13 protein-coding genes are annotated in these 16725 nt (G+C 55.8%); 11 read left to right on the forward strand and 2 right to left on the reverse strand.

What is annotated here, in order from left to right; translation table 11 throughout:
• Window positions 1–95: 95 nt before the first annotated feature.
• Window positions 96–545 carry a pilin gene (locus tag MDG893_RS12445; protein WP_040474571.1) on the reverse strand — a complete coding sequence of 150 codons (450 nt, stop codon included), beginning with the start codon at window positions 543–545 and terminating at the stop codon, window positions 96–98.
• 420 nt (window positions 546–965) lie between these two features.
• Here MDG893_RS12445 and pilB point away from each other — a divergent pair, with 420 nt between their 5' ends.
• The 11 genes from pilB to MDG893_RS12500 all read left to right on the forward strand — a co-directional run bounded on the left by pilB (window position 966) and on the right by MDG893_RS12500 (window position 13784).
• A complete protein-coding gene (pilB, locus tag MDG893_RS12450) occupies window positions 966–2681 on the forward strand; it encodes a type IV-A pilus assembly ATPase PilB (protein WP_007154141.1) in 1716 nt (571 codons plus the stop codon).
• Window positions 2682–2683: 2 nt separating this feature from the next.
• Window positions 2684–3904, forward strand: coding sequence for a type II secretion system F family protein (locus MDG893_RS12455; protein ID WP_007154142.1), 1221 nt, complete (start codon window positions 2684–2686; stop codon window positions 3902–3904).
• A 73-nt stretch (window positions 3905–3977) separates the two neighbouring features.
• Complete coding sequence (locus MDG893_RS12460; RefSeq protein WP_007154143.1) at window positions 3978–4853, forward strand: prepilin peptidase; 876 nt, start codon at window positions 3978–3980, stop codon at window positions 4851–4853.
• On the forward strand, window positions 4854–5456 hold the full coding sequence (gene coaE / locus MDG893_RS12465; RefSeq protein WP_007154144.1) for a dephospho-CoA kinase: 603 nt from the start codon (window positions 4854–4856) through the stop codon (window positions 5454–5456).
• A gap of 5 nt (window positions 5457–5461) precedes the next feature.
• Window positions 5462–6208 carry a tRNA (N6-threonylcarbamoyladenosine(37)-N6)-methyltransferase TrmO gene (tsaA, locus tag MDG893_RS12470; protein WP_007154145.1) on the forward strand — a complete coding sequence of 249 codons (747 nt, stop codon included), beginning with the start codon at window positions 5462–5464 and terminating at the stop codon, window positions 6206–6208.
• Window positions 6209–6249: 41 nt separating this feature from the next.
• A complete protein-coding gene (locus MDG893_RS12475) occupies window positions 6250–8601 on the forward strand; it encodes a hybrid sensor histidine kinase/response regulator (protein WP_007154146.1) in 2352 nt (783 codons plus the stop codon).
• A gap of 20 nt (window positions 8602–8621) precedes the next feature.
• Window positions 8622–8810, forward strand: a complete 189-nt coding sequence (yacG, locus tag MDG893_RS12480) for a DNA gyrase inhibitor YacG (RefSeq protein WP_007154147.1) — start codon at window positions 8622–8624, stop codon at window positions 8808–8810.
• Window positions 8811–8911: 101 nt separating this feature from the next.
• Window positions 8912–9466 (forward strand): YfaZ family outer membrane protein, encoded by a 555-nt coding sequence (locus tag MDG893_RS12485; protein ID WP_007154148.1) that lies wholly within the window; start codon window positions 8912–8914, stop codon window positions 9464–9466.
• Window positions 9467–9631: 165 nt separating this feature from the next.
• Window positions 9632–11833, forward strand: coding sequence for a hypothetical protein (locus MDG893_RS12490; RefSeq protein WP_007154149.1), 2202 nt, complete (start codon window positions 9632–9634; stop codon window positions 11831–11833).
• A gap of 78 nt (window positions 11834–11911) precedes the next feature.
• Window positions 11912–12838, forward strand: a complete 927-nt coding sequence (locus MDG893_RS12495; protein ID WP_007154150.1) for a glucosaminidase domain-containing protein — start codon at window positions 11912–11914, stop codon at window positions 12836–12838.
• A 49-nt stretch (window positions 12839–12887) separates the two neighbouring features.
• Window positions 12888–13784, forward strand: coding sequence for an acyltransferase (locus tag MDG893_RS12500; protein WP_007154151.1), 897 nt, complete (start codon window positions 12888–12890; stop codon window positions 13782–13784).
• A 17-nt stretch (window positions 13785–13801) separates the two neighbouring features.
• Here MDG893_RS12500 and MDG893_RS12505 read toward each other — a convergent pair whose 3' ends face one another.
• The gene (locus MDG893_RS12505; RefSeq protein ID WP_007154152.1) at window positions 13802–16498 is read right to left on the reverse strand and encodes a LuxR C-terminal-related transcriptional regulator; all 2697 of its coding nucleotides are present in this window, start codon (window positions 16496–16498) and stop codon (window positions 13802–13804) included.
• Between the last annotated feature and the right edge of the window lie 227 nt (window positions 16499–16725).

The following is a 16725-nucleotide window of genomic DNA, read 5'->3' on the forward strand; positions in this document are numbered from 1 at the left end:
CCCAAAAAAACCCGGGACAATATAAATAATCCCGGGTTTCATGTTGCTCGCGAAGATTTAACTAAAATCTAAAATCTTCGCGATTATACCCTCAATTAAGAACTCGTGCACTGTGACGCAAACTGTTCTTCAACGGTAGTAACACAATCCCATTCACCGCTGGCCGCAGTATAAGTGTAAGTGACAGTTTCGTTTTGCAGGTTAGCATTGACATCTGACGCCGCGAAAGTGTAAGTCAAAGCATAGGTCGCGTCGGAGCCATTATAGGCAGGGGCTGCCATAGTTCCGTATTCGCCATTCAACTGCAAACCAAGCACGTTTGTAGTGGCATTAGGAGTACCGGTGGAAACGGCAAATGAGGCACCTTGATCAACACGTTCCTGAACAGCCGTTCTAGCACCACCAAGAAGCGTATGGGCTTCGGAGAACTGAGACCGGGCAATATAGTTCTGATACTGAGGAATAGCGATTGCCGCCAAAATACCAATGATCGCTACAACGATCATCAGTTCGATTAGGGTGAAACCCTTCTGTGCACGATTCATCTGAATACTTTTCATTTTTAACCTCTGCGTTTGTCGTTGATCAACTCTTTTTGGCCCGGGTCCGGTGGAGTCTCACCCCGTAACCGGTTGCTTGAGCCTGCCAAGAACAATGCACCGTCCATGCCAAAGCTGTATAACTCTCTAACCCACCCGATAACCTGTTTTTAATCAGTATACTGGGGCGTTATGTGAACCTCATCGCAATGCAGCGAACCGGCGACCCCTTTGCCCCTACACGTCACTCGGTGACAATTTTTGTCACGCTGCGCTTATATAAAAGACCGGACCAAATAGACCCACTCTTAGAAATGGACTGTCGCAGGCGCCAATACCTTTCCAAACTCCCCCCATCCATCTAAACTCTTGTTGATCAACACCTGACAAATTTTCAGCAACTTAGGCGGCATTCTTAAATCCTTTATGGCTACTAACAACTCCAACGTGACCCTAACGGGGCTTGCCCGGCGATTCGTGGAAGACGGTCTTCTGGACGAGGCAACGGCTAAAGAAGCCTTTATTCAAGCTTCCCAGAACAAAATCCCTCTTATCACCTACCTGGTTCAGAACGATCTGGCAAACAGCAGCGGGCTAGCTTTTTCAGCGGCCATGGAGTTTGGGGTATCCGTACTGGACCTAAGCTCGTTTCTGCCGGAGATGATGCCGGAGAAGGTGGTTGACGAAAAGCTAATCCGCAAACACAACGCGTTGCCACTGTATAAGCGAGGTAATCGCCTGTTCATTGCGGTTTCTGATCCAACCAATATTCAGGCGCTGGACGAGATTAAGTTCAATACTGGCTTGAGCACGGACGCCATCTTGGTGGACGATGCAAAACTCCGGGCTGCGATAGATAAGTATCTTGAATCGCAAGACAGCTCCATGGGAGATCTGGACGATGCCGACCTTGAAGGCGTGGAAACCGAAGGTGGAGAGCAGGAAGACGACGCTGTCGTTGCAGCGACTGATGTCGACGATGCACCTATCGTCAAGTATGTGAACAAGATGCTTCTTGATGCCATTCGTGGGGGAGCCTCAGATGTTCACTTCGAACCTTACGAGAAGACTTACCGTGTACGCTACCGGACGGACGGCATCCTTAAGGAGATGTCCCGCCCATCCATTAAATTGGCACCCAAGATCTCCGCCCGCGTAAAGATCATGGCACAGCTGGACATCTCGGAGCGTCGAGTACCTCAGGATGGCCGGATCAAAATGAAGCTGTCCAAGACAAAGGCCATCGATTTTCGGGTAAACACCCTCCCTACTCTGTGGGGCGAAAAAATTGTCTTGCGGATTCTGGACCCCAGCCAGGCCAAACTGGGCATTGATGTTTTGGGCTATGAGGAAGAGCAGAAACAGTTGTATATGGACGCCTTGGAGCAGCCACAGGGTATGATACTGGTCACAGGCCCCACTGGGTCTGGTAAGACGGTTTCCCTATACACCGGCCTGAATATTCTTAATACCCCTGAAAGAAACATTTCCACGGCGGAAGACCCGGCGGAGATCAATCTGGAAGGCATCAACCAGGTGAACGTGAACACCAAGGTCGGCCTCGGTTTCGCTGAAGCACTCCGCGCATTCCTGCGCCAGGACCCGGACATCATCATGGTGGGTGAGATCCGGGATCTCGAAACGGCCAACATTGCCATTAAGGCTGCCCAAACCGGCCACCTCGTGCTTTCGACACTGCACACCAACAGTGCTGCGGAAACACTGACCCGTATGATGAATATGGGCGTGCCGGCCTTTAACATCGCCACATCCGTCAGCCTGATCATTGCCCAACGACTCGGCCGGCGGCTCTGCAATTCCTGCAAGCAGGCCGCAGACATCCCTAAAGACGTGCTTTTAGCGGAGGGGTTCACACAGGAACAAATTGATACAGGGTTCACGTTGTACCGCCCCAAGGGCTGTGATAAATGCAATGGGGGATATAAAGGCCGCGTCGGGATTTACGAGGTGGTCAAGATTACCGACGAGCTGGCGAATATGATTATGGAAGAGGCCAGTTCAATTAAAATTGCAAAGCAGGCACAGGCCGAAGGCTTCCCGAACTTGCGGCAGTCTGCCCTCAAGAAGGTAATTGAGGGTGTGACCAGCCTTGAGGAAGCCAACCGCGTGACGAAGGATTAAGCATGGCAGAAAAAGCAGAGAAACTTCAGGCGTTCGTCTGGGAAGGTAAAGACCGTAAGGGGAGTAAATCCAAAGGTGAGATATCCGGCACTAATCTTGCTTTGGTCAAGGCTCAGTTGCGCAAGCAAGGCATTATTCCCGATAAGGTCAAGAAGAAGCCGAAGCCGCTATTTGGTGGTAGCAAAAAGATCACGCCGTTCGACATTGCTCTGTTTACGCGGCAAATGGCGACGATGATGAAAGCCGGCGTGCCTCTGGTCCAGAGCTTTGATATTGTCACTGACGGCCTCGAAAACCAGGGCTTAAGGGAGCTAATTGCAGCGGTTCGCAACGATGTGGCTTCCGGGACCAGTTTTGCCAATTCCCTGCGCCGTCATCCTAAGTATTTTGATGACCTTTATTGCAACTTGGTCGACTCCGGCGAAAAGGCAGGTGCGCTTGAGCAGATGCTTGACCGGATTGCCATGTATCTTGAGAAATCAGAAACTCTCAAGAAAAAGGTAAGGAAGGCAATGACCTACCCGATCGCGGTTATCGTAGTTGCGATCGTGGTAACTGCCATCCTGTTGGTGAAAGTAGTACCACAGTTCGAGAGCCTCTTCCAGGGCTTTGGTGCGGACCTACCAGTGTTTACTCAATTCATTGTGGACTTATCAGAATGGATGCAGCAGTGGTGGTTTATCGTGCTTCTGGGCATCGTTGGTTCTATATTCCTGTTCAAAAAAGCCAAAAAGAAATCACAGAAGTTTTCAGATTTAGTGGATAAGTATGTTCTTAGATTACCCGTGGTAGGCGAAATACTCGACAAATCCGCCGTTGCGAAGTTTGGACGAGTGCTCTCAACCACCTTCGCCTCCGGTGTTCCGCTGGTGGACGCGCTTGAATCGGTGGCTGGTGCCACCGGTAACGCGGTTTATCGCGATGCCGTACTAAAAATCCGGGATGACGTTTCTAGTGGCACCCAGCTACAAGCTTCCATGAAAACCACCGGCGTGTTTCCTGTGATGGCCGTACAGCTAACAGCTATCGGTGAGGAGTCCGGTAATCTGGACGAGATGTTGGAGAAGGTTGCTGACCACTACGAAGGTGTCGTTGACGACATGGTCGACAACCTGACCGCCTTGATGGAGCCAATGATTATGGCGGTGCTGGGTGTATTGGTTGGCGGTTTGATTGTGGGTATGTACCTGCCGATCTTCCAGATGGGTCAGGTTGTTGGTTGATCACGCCCTTCCTTTTACCAACCCCTCTCCCACAAGGGGAGAGGGGCTTTAACGGCACAACTCGAGCATTTTGATGGTTTCCCTTGATACGTTGCTGGCCACTCCCTGGCTTCTCTATACCGCAGTCATTTTCTTTTCCCTCTGCATTGGCAGCTTCCTGAATGTGGTCATTCTGCGCCTGCCAAAGATGATGCAGCAGGACTGGCGCTGTCAGTGTGAGGAGTTCCTGGAACTATCGGACGATCAACGCAAGAACGATGAGCCGATCACGCTCTCCAAACCTGCCTCCACCTGTCCTTCTTGCGGCCACAGAATTCGCGCCTGGGAGAACATCCCGGTCATCAGCTACCTCGTTTTGGGTGGTAAGTGCGCGTCCTGCAAGGCAGGCATTTCACCGCGATACCCGATCATTGAGGCGATTACCGCGCTGTTTTCGGTGGTGACCATCTTGGTCATGGGACCGTCTGAGGCCGCGTTATGGTCTCTACTGCTGGTGTGGGTTCTGATTGCACTGACGGTGATTGATTTCGATACCCAATTGCTACCGGACAGCATGACTTTGCCCCTCATGTGGCTTGGACTGATCCTGAACTATTTCGGTGTGCTGACGGATTTCAGCAGCGCGTTCTGGGGCGCCGTAGCGGGATACCTCTCGTTGTGGTCGGTGTACTGGCTGTTCAAACTGGTCACCGGCAAGGAAGGCATGGGCCACGGCGATTTCAAGCTACTGGCTGCTCTCGGTGCCTGGCTGGGCTGGGAGCTGCTGCCGGCGGTGATTCTGTTGTCGTCTTTGGTTGGCGCCGTGGTTGGCATCAGTTTGATGGTGTTCCGCAAGCACGGGCGCGAAGTACCTATTCCGTTCGGGCCCTATTTGGCAGCGGCAGGTTTGCTGTGCCTTTGGTTTGGGGCAGAGATTCAGGCGGCCTGGTATGCCTATCTGGGGGTCTGAATGGCAGTCGTAGGCCTTACCGGCGGAATCGGCTCCGGCAAATCCACGGTTGCACGGCTGTTCGGAGCGCTGGGTGTGCACTGGGTGGATGCGGATGATGTTGCCCGTGAAGTTGTCGAACCTGGCACCCCTGCCCTCGAGCGGATTGCGGAGCATTTTGGGCAAGAGATCCTGCTACCAGATGGCGGCTTGGACCGTGCGGCGCTGAGGCGGATCGTATTCGATGCGCCGAAGGAGCGCACGTGGCTGGAGTCTCTGTTACACCCGGTGATCCGTGAGGAACTGATGCGGCAGTTGCATCCGGATAACTACGCCCTGCCCTATGTACTTCTGGTGTCGCCTCTATTGCTGGAAACCGACCAGCATGAGTTGGTCGAGAAGATCGTCGTAGTGGATGTGCCGGTAGAGGTGCAGATCGAGAGAACCATGGCCAGGGACACCAATGACAGAGAACAGGTCGAGCGCATCATTGCTGCCCAAATGCCGCGTGAACAACGACTCCAGAAAGCCGATCACGTGGTGGACAACAACCAGGCCATGATCGACGTTGAACGTCAGGTTGAACAGTTGCACCAGACGTTTCTGGCAGCCTTTGGGCGCTAGTGTCTATGAGCCGACATCCCTCCCGCCCCGCCGTTGATGCCTTAACACTGACACCCATTGCCATTACACGTTCCTGCTTCCGCGACAAGTTTGGTGTACCCCGACAACCGGGGCTGACCCGTTTTGCCCACGCAGATCTGATCATCCAGTCGCCGTTCGATCGCGAGGATGCGTTCCGGGGCTTAGAGACAGCCAGCCACCTTTGGTTGACGTTCCAGTTTCATGAAGCGGTGCGGGCGGAATGGCGACCGGTCGTTCGGCCACCTCGGCTGGGCGGCAACAAAAAGATAGGCGTGTTTGCCAGCCGATCCCCCTTCCGGCCCAATAGCCTGGGGTTGTCAGTCGTGCGAAATGAAGGACTGAAGCGGGATGCGGATGGCCGCCTGGTTTTGAGAATTGGGGACCACGATCTCATCGACGGCACCCCCATCCTGGATATCAAACCCTATCTGCCATTTGCGGATTCGGTGTCAGAAGCCACTCTGGGCTGGGCGGAGTCCGCACCGACGGATCGTTTACCCGTGATATTCCTGGATGAGGCCGAACAACAGCTTTCGGCCTTGCCAGCGGACCAGTATCCGGATTTCCGAGGTTTGATAGAGGATGTGGTGAGCTACGACCCTCGCCCATCGTTCCGGCGTGGCCGGGATGAGGAACGGATATACGGAGCGCATTTGTACGATCTGAACGTGCGCTTCCGCTTTGTCCATGATGAATCACAGGAACGTGTCGAAGTGCTAACGGTCTGTTAAACTGCAGATCGGTTGTTTTTTCGACACAGGGAACGCGTGCCTTGCCTCCGATCCGGTTATTCAGACGAATAGGTGTACGGCCACTGGCTGCCAGGCTGCTGGTATATGTTCTGTTGTTCAGCCTGATCCTGTCGCTGGCTGCCACCGGCGTTCAGATGATTGGCGAGTTTGAGCGCAGAACCGAAGAGTTGCGCAGCACCCAGGAACGCGCTGCGGAACTGGTGGCTGGCAGTATGAGCAACAACCTCTGGCTGATGAATTACAGCGAGGTCGCCAACAGCCTGGATGACATGCGTGCTATTCCGGTTATTCAGCATGCCCGGGTGATCACCGCCGCCGGCGAGGAGTTCAACACGGGCACCTATCCGGATGGCCGGGTGATCAGCCAATCCTTTCCCCTGGTGTTTAATCGCGCGTCCTTCAATAGCCCGGAAGCCATGGGCACGTTGACGGTGACGTCATCCGTGGAAACCGTCTACAACGAATTGATGGACCGGGCACTGCTCACACTGCTGTTCCAGTCGATGATCGTGATGTTGGGTACTCTCGGGCTTCTGGTCATTGTTCGGCTGACCCTTTCCCGCCATCTGGAATCGATTGCCGACTACGCCGCCCGACTTAACCTGGACGCATTGATTGAACCGCTGAGGCTTCGCCGCAAGCCCCCAAAGCGGGGTGATGAACTGAGTGAGCTGGAACAGGCCCTGAACACCATGCGCCTGCAGCTGCTGGAAGACACCCGTTCCCTGCGCCAGACCTCCATCCAGTCCCAGGATGAACGGGATCAAGCCGTGCGGGCCAACCATGCAAAGAACCAGTTCCTGGCCAACGTCAGCCACGAGTTGCGCATTCCGCTGCAATCGGTGCTGGGTTACGCCAATCTCCTGTCAGACACCCCCCTCGATCAGGATCAGCGGGAGTACGTCCACACCCTGCTCAATGCTTCGGAAGGTTTGTCGGCCATTATCAATGACCTGCTGGACATCTCCAGTATGGAAGCCGGCAAGCTGGTACTCGATGACATTCCCTTTGACCTTCGCGACACCTTGAATGATCTCGTGCACATGCTCGGCGCCCGTGCTCGGGAAAAGGGTCTGGCACTGGAACTTCGGATTGACGAGAACCTGCCCTGGGCCCTGAAAGGGGATCCGGTACGGCTGAGGCAGATTCTGCTCAACATGACGTCCAACGCCATCAAGTTCACCGATTCTGGACATGTGCTGATCAGCATCGAGGTGCTGGGTCGTCGGGATAACAATGTCCGACTGCGAATGGCGGTTGAAGACACGGGCGTGGGGATCAACCCCGAGGATATACCGCTGGTGTACGAGCCTTACGTTCAACTCGGTCAGCGCTTTCAGCGACAATTGCCGGGTGCGGGCCTGGGCCTGACCATCTGCCGCCAACTGGTTCAGTTGATGGACGGCTCCCTGGACCTGGAGAGCAAACCCGGCGAGGGTTCCACCTTCTGGATGGAACTCAGCCTGCAGGTTGCGCCGGAAAGCGCCGCCCGCGGTCGGCCGGATACCAGCATGATCCGCGGGCGGCATATTCTGGTGGTGGACTCCTATGAACTGTCCCGTAAGATCACCCTGGAAATGCTTTCACGCCATGAGTTGGATATCGAAGCGGTGAAATCCGCCGGTGAAGCACTGACCTCATTGCGGCTGGCCTCCGACAACCGCAAGCCCTTTGATGCGCTGGTGCTGGACGGGTTCGTACCGGATATGGACAGTGACCTGCTGTGCCGACAGATCCGCAGCAACCCGGAATGGGGCCATACACGGCTATTGATTCTGTCGTCCAACCCACAGCGGGGGGACGCAGAGCATTTCCGGCAGGCCGGTGCCGATGCCTTCCTGAGCAAGTCCCTGCGGGAATCATGCCTGACGCCTATCCTTCACCAACTGTTTTCGGATTCCGTGCGCAACGAACGTCGCTTCCTGACCCGGTTTTCACTGCAGGCCGTCAGTGACAATACCCGCCGCCAGGAACTACCCTGCGGCCGCATGAAAGTTCTATTGGTGGAAGATAACCCCGTCAACCGTACCCTCACCCGCCGGCTGCTGGAAAAACTGGGTTGTGACGTGATGACGGCGAATGACGGCGAAGCCGCCTCCAGCCTCTGGCAATGGCACCCCTTTGATTTGATCTTCATGGATTGTGTGATGCCCCGGGTGGATGGTTTCGAGGCCACTCGCCGCCTGCGCCAATGGGAGAAGGACCACAATCGCAACCGGGTACCTGTGGTGGCGCTGACAGCAAGTGCTATGGAAAAGGATGAAGAACGCTGCCGCGAGGCAGGCATGGATTCGTTTGTTGCCAAGCCGGTCAATATTGAAATGCTGCGGGCGGTTCTGGAACAATACTGTCAAGCCTCCGCATCCACCTGAATACCCCATAAAAGGCCACCATGAACGTAGAATGCCCCACCTGTAAGAAGTCCGTGGAATGGAATGAGAACAACCCTTTTCGCCCTTTCTGCTCCGAACGCTGTAAACTGATTGATCTGGGCGCCTGGGCCAATGAGGAATATCGCGTTCCCGCAGAAAACGCGTCCCCCGATGATCTGGATCAGGGCGGCGACACAACCACCCATTGATCGCCCGCATTAACCCGCCCTTAACCCGTTTTAAGTTGAGCCACCTGGGCCGGACCGTTAACATTCCGGTGGTTACATTCAAACATTAAGAAGGTCGAAGAATGAAAGCGTCCCGAATTTCCCTTATCGCTCTGTCGCTTGCGGCAGCACCTGTATACGCCTCCGATGTGGACCTGAGCCTGACCAATGACTCGGTCAAGGGCCAGGTCAACTTCTTCGGCACCAATTCCGACATCCAGTTAGGCACCGGCTACACCTATCACGAAGGCAGCCGTCACATTGGCAACGTGGATTTCCACGCCCAGGGCCGCACGGCCATTGGCAACCTGCCCACCACAGCGGGCATTGGTGTTCGCGCCTTCGGATGGGATGATGATCGGCTGGACGGCGGCGCCGTGGCTCTCGGCGGTTTTGCCACCGTGAATGTACCCAACGTACCCGGGTTGTCGTTCACCGGCGGGCTTCACTACGCGCCCAGCATCCTGTCGTTTGGCGATTCCGATGACCTCACCAGCCTTGAGCTACGCGGCAGCTACCGCGTTATCCGCAACGCCGAGGTGTTTGCCGGTTACCGCTACCTGAATACCGACTTTGACGGCCGTGGTGACCTGAACCTGGATGAAGGCGTGATGGCCGGTATGAAGATCTTCTTCTGATCAGGTCCTGATCCCACAAAATAACCCTACCCGCCTCCACCAGGGCGGGGTTAGGGTTAGAGTTACCGCTCCCCATTTCGTGCCCTTCCTCACTCTTTGCGCCTTGCCAACTTGATAGACTTCTGGCTCACGCTCCTGAAACGTTTATCTGGCATGGACAACCCTATGTTTCACTTAGCTGCACGGGCCTTTACCGCCGTTTTCACTCTTTCCACCGTCACTCTGATGATCGGCTGTGATGGTAGTGGCGACGCGAACGACGACGTGGCAGGCAGGGGAAACAGCTTCCCGCCGACAAAAAACGCAATCGATGACTTCACGCCCGGCTCAACCGGCGATTCCAACAATGCGTCCGGCCTGGCCAAAGATGAAGTGCGGATTACCATGGAAGTGCCGGAATCCGTTGCACCAGGTGGTGAGTTGACCCGCCGCAACCTGAGGATTGTGGAGCCCGACACCATTCGGGTTTACCAGACCGATCAGACCCTCCGCGAGCTCGGCTCCGTAGAGATTCGCTCCCGCCGGGAAGACAGCGGGCGCACTGTCATCCGTTTTGAAAACGGACGACCGATAGGTCCCAATGTCGTGATCGAAGCCACTTATGGCAACAGCCGCATGCGATCACTGGCGACCGATGAGGACCGGGACGTGAAAGTTAACCCGTTTTCGGAATACCTCGTGACTAACTCGCTGGATCTCTACAGCTCCAGCGAGTTCTCCCAGATCATGGACTGTGTGAACGACGTCAATGGCCCACTGTGTTTGAACAAGTACGTCTGGCCAACCCTCGCCGATCAGGTCCATGATTTTGAAATCAACATCCCCGGCAATCTGGATGTCGACGGAGCACTCGCCCTGCTAGAGGAACGGGGAGATTTCGCCCGCTACGTGGATGCCATGGCCGATTATGCATTATTGGGAGAAAGCTCCTCCGGCAAGATAGAAGCCAGCGCCGCGAATTATCACTCAGTGTTCTGGGGCGTCGAATTAGGGCAAACGTTTCTCGAATCCAGCATTGCCGGCTCCGGCCAATGGGGCGTGCGGATTGCCCGCGAGGAAACCACGACCGACCAGAACGGTACCGGCTATGTGTACCCGGGCATGACGTTAACCTCCCTCGACGCCTTCAATATTCGCGTCACCAACCTGGCCAGCGACATCCCCTATGACCGCCGAGCCCTGATACACGCCGATGGCAATGAATTCTTCGACCGCCCATCCTGGGACTTGAATACTCATTCCTCATCCCCTGGTGCTGCCACATTGAAAGACGAAACCCGCCTGCTGGCCGGTCGCGCCCTTTACCAGAGTATCACCGGCCGTGGTAGCTCCCGAATCATCGGCTGGACCCGCAACCCCTATTTCATGAGCGCATACGTCGGTGGCGGCACCGAGCAGCCTGATCGAGTGCTCAGCGGGTATTTCAGCGCCGGGAAAGCGATTGAACTGCGCTCGGAAAGCGGTGAATTGAAGCGCGAGCGCACGCTGGAAGATCACTACCTGTCCGTGTTTGAACTGAACCTGCTAAGGAAAGAAGGGTTTGAGCGGCAGAAACTGGATGGCCGCAATTACAACGCGACTTACCTGTCCACTCGCATGGGCGATGAGACCCAGCCCTTCGCGGTAGAAGCCGGTGTGGGAAACTGGCAAATCAGTGGCTCATCCGTCACCCAGACCATGGCAACCACCACCCTGCGCAGGGACAACACGGGGAACGTCACTGTTTCCGTACCGGCGGACAACCCCGGCCAGCGGAACGCCAACTGGACCATCAGTGAGCGTCAGTCGCGGGTGTATGACCCAAACAGTGGAAACCGTATCGTCAGTAATGGGCGCCTGAATCTGGACCGCGACAGTGCCTCCGGCCTGGATGAAAAACCGGATATCGCCGTCGGTGCATCAACGCCGGACGGTTCCCTGATGGCCTTTAATCTGGATACCAACGCCATCGGTGATGGAATTCTGGTGGCTGCCGAGCAGGCCAATACCTCTCCACCCAGCCAGGGGCGTTACCGCCTTCAGGGCGTGGGGTTGGGAATGGAGCAGGCGAGTAACCGGCTGATGCATTTCGATAACGCCCTGCTGGTGATTGAATCGTCCGGCAGCGCCCGTCTGGAGGGCCGGACGCTGGAGATTACCCATCAAGTCGACGCCGAATCCGTTTCCACTCCACAAGCACAGTCACCGGGAACGGTATCGCTGTCGTACACTGCCAGCAACACCGGGGCTGCAACGTTTAGTGCGGGCAGCCTGTCGCTCGATGGCTTTTTCACCAGCGATCAGGATCAGTTTTTCCTGCAACTCAGGCAGACAGACGGCCAGGAAGAGGTGCTCGGGTTGCTCATGGCGACACGCCTGCCAGAATAGCCAGTAGCAAACCACCCGGGCGACGTTGGCGTATAACCTGTTATAATTGCTGTCATATCGATTGTAACGAGAGGTTTTATGTCTTCTGGTATCCGGGCACTGTGGTTGATAGTTCCGCTGATGGTTTTCGGTTTGTGGGGCATACTGCACACCCCCGACCCAGACCACGACCGCGACAATGAGGATTCGGATGTCGCCCTGGCCAAACTGCCCTCACTCCCCGGCTGGTCACGAGCGGACTTACCGGATTTCTCTGCCTACCGTGATACCACCGAGAAAAAAGCCGCGTTTTTCTCGTTCCTGTACCCACGTATCGTGCTGGCGAACTCCCGCATTCTGATTGAGCGCGATTACCTCGACAGCCTGGCCGGCAAGGACGAGCTCAGTCAATCGGAACTGACCTGGTTGAAAAACCAGGCCGAGCGGCTGAGGGTGGATGAGGAACCCGCCAGCGAAACCATGTTCCTGCGCCTGAGGAACCGCCTCGATGTAATTCCGCCATCGCTGGTGCTGGCTCAGGCCGCGAATGAATCCGCCTGGGGCACCTCCCGCTTCGCCCGTAGAGGCAACAACCTGTTCGGACAATGGTGTTTCTCCCAAGGCTGCGGCCTGGTACCTCGAGGGCGCGTTGAGGGTGCCAGCCATGAAGTGGCGAGCTTCTCGTCGCCTTATCTGTCTGTGCGCTCTTACATCCAGAACCTGAATCGACATCCAACCTACCAGTTGCTCAGGGACATTCGCCTGAAAGCCCGTAAACGTGATGATATCGCCAGCGGTCCCAGCCTTGCGGCCGGTTTGCTAGGATATTCCGAACGCGGTGAAGACTATGTGGAAGAGATTAGAAGCATGATCCGCCACAACAACCTGGACTATTACGATGACGACTTCCAGGCGATTGTTCAGCAGGCCAATGCCCAGGAACTCCTGGAATTGGCTGCGGCAAAGCAGGAGAAGACACTCCTGCCCGGGGCCACCACCGCTGACGACACCAATAGCGAAGGCTGAAACCGCCATCGCACAACCAAGTTGATTTGTATTCCGGAGACATCGGTCAATGTCCAGGTTCTTGCCCGCACCCGTCAAAGGCGTGCTCGCAGTGCTTTGTATTGTTCTCAACACCCTTTGGCTATTCCCTATCCTGATGGTGTTTGCCGTGATCAAACTGTTGATCCCGACGCCTTCGGTTCGCAAAGGCTGCACCATTGTGCTGAACCGCATCGCGTGGTTCTGGATTGGTTTCAACAACGTACTGGCTGACGTGCTTCACAACATCGAGTGGGATGTCCGCGGCGCTGAGGGCCTGAGCCGCGAACACTGGTATTTCGTCACCTGCAACCATCAAAGCTGGGCTGATATCCCCGCCATCCAACACGTATTGAACAGCCGAATCCCGCTACTGAAATTTTTCCTCAAACAACAATTGATCTGGGTACCCTTATTGGGCGTGGCCTGGTGGGCACTGGATTTTCCCTTCATGCAGCGCCACACCAAGGAGCAGATAGCCCGGCGTCCGGAATTGAAGGGCAAGGACATAGAAGCCACTCGAGCCGCCTGTGAGAAATTCCGGTATACACCGGTGACCATTTTCAACTTCATGGAAGGTACACGGCTCACCCCGGCCAAACACCAGAGTCAGGATTCGCCCCACAAGCACCTGCTGAGGCCCCGAGCAGGAGGAACCGCCTTTGTGCTGGAAGCCATGGGCGAGTCCCTGCACACCATGCTGGACGTGACCATCGTGTATCCGGACGGAAAATCCGGTATTTGGGATTACCTGTGCGGGCGGATCCAACGGATTGTGGTTGATATCCGAACGCGGGAAATTCCACACCGTTTCCTGGGTATGGACTACGAAAATAACCGTGAAATACGAGCGGACTTCCAGCGTTGGGTAAGCCAAATATGGGAAGAAAAGGACGCTCTTATAGACGAGCTGAAGCAGCCTGACTGAGTGCTATAGCACTATCACTACAGCAGCCCCAATTCGCGCGCGCGAACAATGGCCTGGGTGCGCGACTTCACCTCGAGCTTGGCGTTAATACGACGGGCATGGGTTTTGACCGTATGCAATGAGATGTGAAGTCGGTCAGCAATGTCCTGGTTTGACAATCCCTGAGCAATCAGTTCCAGCACCCCCTGCTCCCGATCGCTGATCGGCTCAGCCAGAGACGCCTGCTCTTTCATGTCAGTCAGGCCGTACAGCCTTCCTATTGCGTCGACAAACAGTGTATCTGGCAGCTGGGGCCAGGTTTTCTCAAGTAGCTCCTGAAGCTCTCCTCTCAGCTCCGCGAAGGGGCTGATGTAGTGCTCCTCTCCTGCCATGGCAATAGTAGCAGTCAGTATTTTCTGGGCAGCGGAAGGACCTTTCTGGCGCCAGCTAAGGACACTTTCCAGCAACCTGGAATATAAATCCAAACCGAACGGCAATGTCTCGCCACCATTGTCCCGAATGTTCCTGACGGTATCAGCGGCCTTGATGTCATCACCCCGTGCCAGCTCGATCCTCGCCTGCAGGCATTGCAGCATGCCAGGCATCATCGGGAACATTTCCGGCACGCAATTCACTTCCCTCCATGGCTTGAGCCGCTCCATAGCCTGTGCCGCCGTATCCGTCTGGCCCAGCGTCAGCCAGCCGCTGATTTTCAGAGCCTCAAGCACAGGTACATAGACGGACTCGTCCACCTGCCACGACTGCATGGTTCGCTCGGCCCGACCAATCCAGGCAAACGCATCGTCCATCCGATTCTGGGTGCGACAAATCAGCACCCTCAGCGCCATGGCCAGCAGCAACCCTAGGTCGCGGGTTTGCTCCGCATGGCGAATACAGGTCACCAACAGGCGATCTGCTTCCGCCTGACGTCCCTGATGCCAAAGAACCATCACCAAGTTTAGTTGTAGGCGTGTTTCGCCCACACGTGCGGGCCGCGATGACTCGTTCATGGCGGTATCCAGGCCGGTGCGCAGCAGTTGCTCTGCGTGTTTCAACGATCCCTTGCCGAGCTCGATCCGCGCGTGGGCATAGACTGCCAGAACTTCCGAACCAGCGTCTCCAGCCTCTCGAGCCAGCCTTGCGGCAATGCGATTGGCCTCTCGGGCGTCGCCAAATTTGCCGGCGGCGCATAGCGCACTGGAACGAACCAGCTGCGTCACCAACTGGCCCTGAGTAGACAACTCCTCCGCCTGCAGAGCCCTGTCCGCGACCGTCAGGGCCTCATCAACACTGCCCTCGCCGCGGAGAATAAAGGCCCTGAGCGCGTCGACCCGGCCCGCAAGTTCGGGACGCTCGCCATTATCAAGATCGTTAATCAACATTCTTGCCTGCCTGAACTGACCACCGATGGCATGAACCCACCCGTAGACAATCTTCAGACGCGCGCTTTTCTCCAGCAACCCGGAAGGCAATGACCGGCGAAGCCGAAGCAATGACGCGGTATCCTGGCCAATCAGCAATGCCTCCGAGCCTTCAGAGGCTATCCGGACCGATTCCTCAAGGCTACCGCTCACCAGCGCATAACGCAGTGCCTCGGGAAACTGATGACGATCACTGAACCAGCGACTGGCTTTCAGAGCACGCTCCTGCGACTCATCAAGGGCCGGTGTCTGTAACCAGTCGTGAAGCAAGGGGTTCAGGCGGAACCAGCGCCCACGCCCCGGCAATGGACGCAGCGGGATACCGCTTTCCGACGCTGCAGAGGGTCGAAAGGCGTGGTCACAGCCCGCATCGGCCAATGACAGAAACAGTTCGTCCGAGACGATCTCCATTTCCGCCATGATTCTCAGAGAGCGTTGCTGGCCCGGCGTCAAATGAATGAGCACGGCATCCCTGAGAAAGCGCTCAACACTGAAGGTTTCCTGTATCGGCAATCGGGATTCCGGCGTAGAGTCCAGTTCACGCTGGTACAACCCCAAAGGCGTAATCCATCCCTCGGTCAACGAATACAGATGCTCGACGGCGACCGTGGTCAGTTGATTACGGTTGATCGCGGCATGGAAAAACTCGAAGGTTTCCAATCGGGTCAACTCAAGGGAATCCGCGCCAACTCTGTTGAATCGGCCTTCCAGTTCGAACGTGTGGGTCTCAAATGGCAGCGGTTTTCTGGACACCATCACCAGGGCCAAACCAGGAGGAATGTTTTCAACGAGCTGCTGCAGCAGAGCGATGGCAGCCGGATTGGCGACAGTGCCAACGTTATCAATCACGAGTACGCTGTGGCGGTCCGGAGCGCTCCAATGAGCATCGGACAATAGCAGGGCAAGCGCATCCGTATTGCTGGAAGCTTTCTGTTGCCCGGACGGCCGCGAGGTGGCACCGGGTGGGGTCAGCGCAATTTCAAGCAAAGCCAACAGGCGCCCGGCATCGTTTTCCTGTCCAGTCAGAGCCAGCCATCTGAGGGTGTCGGGGCTACGGGAGGTTTCACGGAACGCCGCACTCAGGGCATGGGTTTTCCCGTAACCAGATGGTGCCTCAAGCAACAGGGCCGAGCCCGGTGTTATTGCCGCGGTCAGTTTCTCGGTCAGCGCTGGCCTTTTGAGGTAATTCGGAACGGGCTCCGGCATCCGTACCCGCTGGCGCAACAAATCCCTGATCAACTCGCCACGATGAGTACCGCCTAATGACGACTGGAACTCATCGTTGGCCGCACGGCCATCATCGAATGGTTTCACTCTTTGCCCCGTTGAAAGCCCGGAATCTATGAGCCCGGCGGGCCCTTTTCCGGCAAATGTGATCTCTGCTTTGTCGTTGCTGCGGCGCCCTGCATCGGGTACGCCTTTAGTATTAGTAGGGAGAGGTTAAACCAAATCAGGGGTAGGCTGCAAAAATTTGACGGGAACGTAACGAAACACCGGCAAATTTCCAACATTCGAGGAAATTCAAGGACTTTAATAAAAAA

Source organism: Marinobacter algicola DG893, from assembly GCF_000170835.1.
GTDB lineage: Bacteria > Pseudomonadota > Gammaproteobacteria > Pseudomonadales > Oleiphilaceae > Marinobacter > Marinobacter algicola.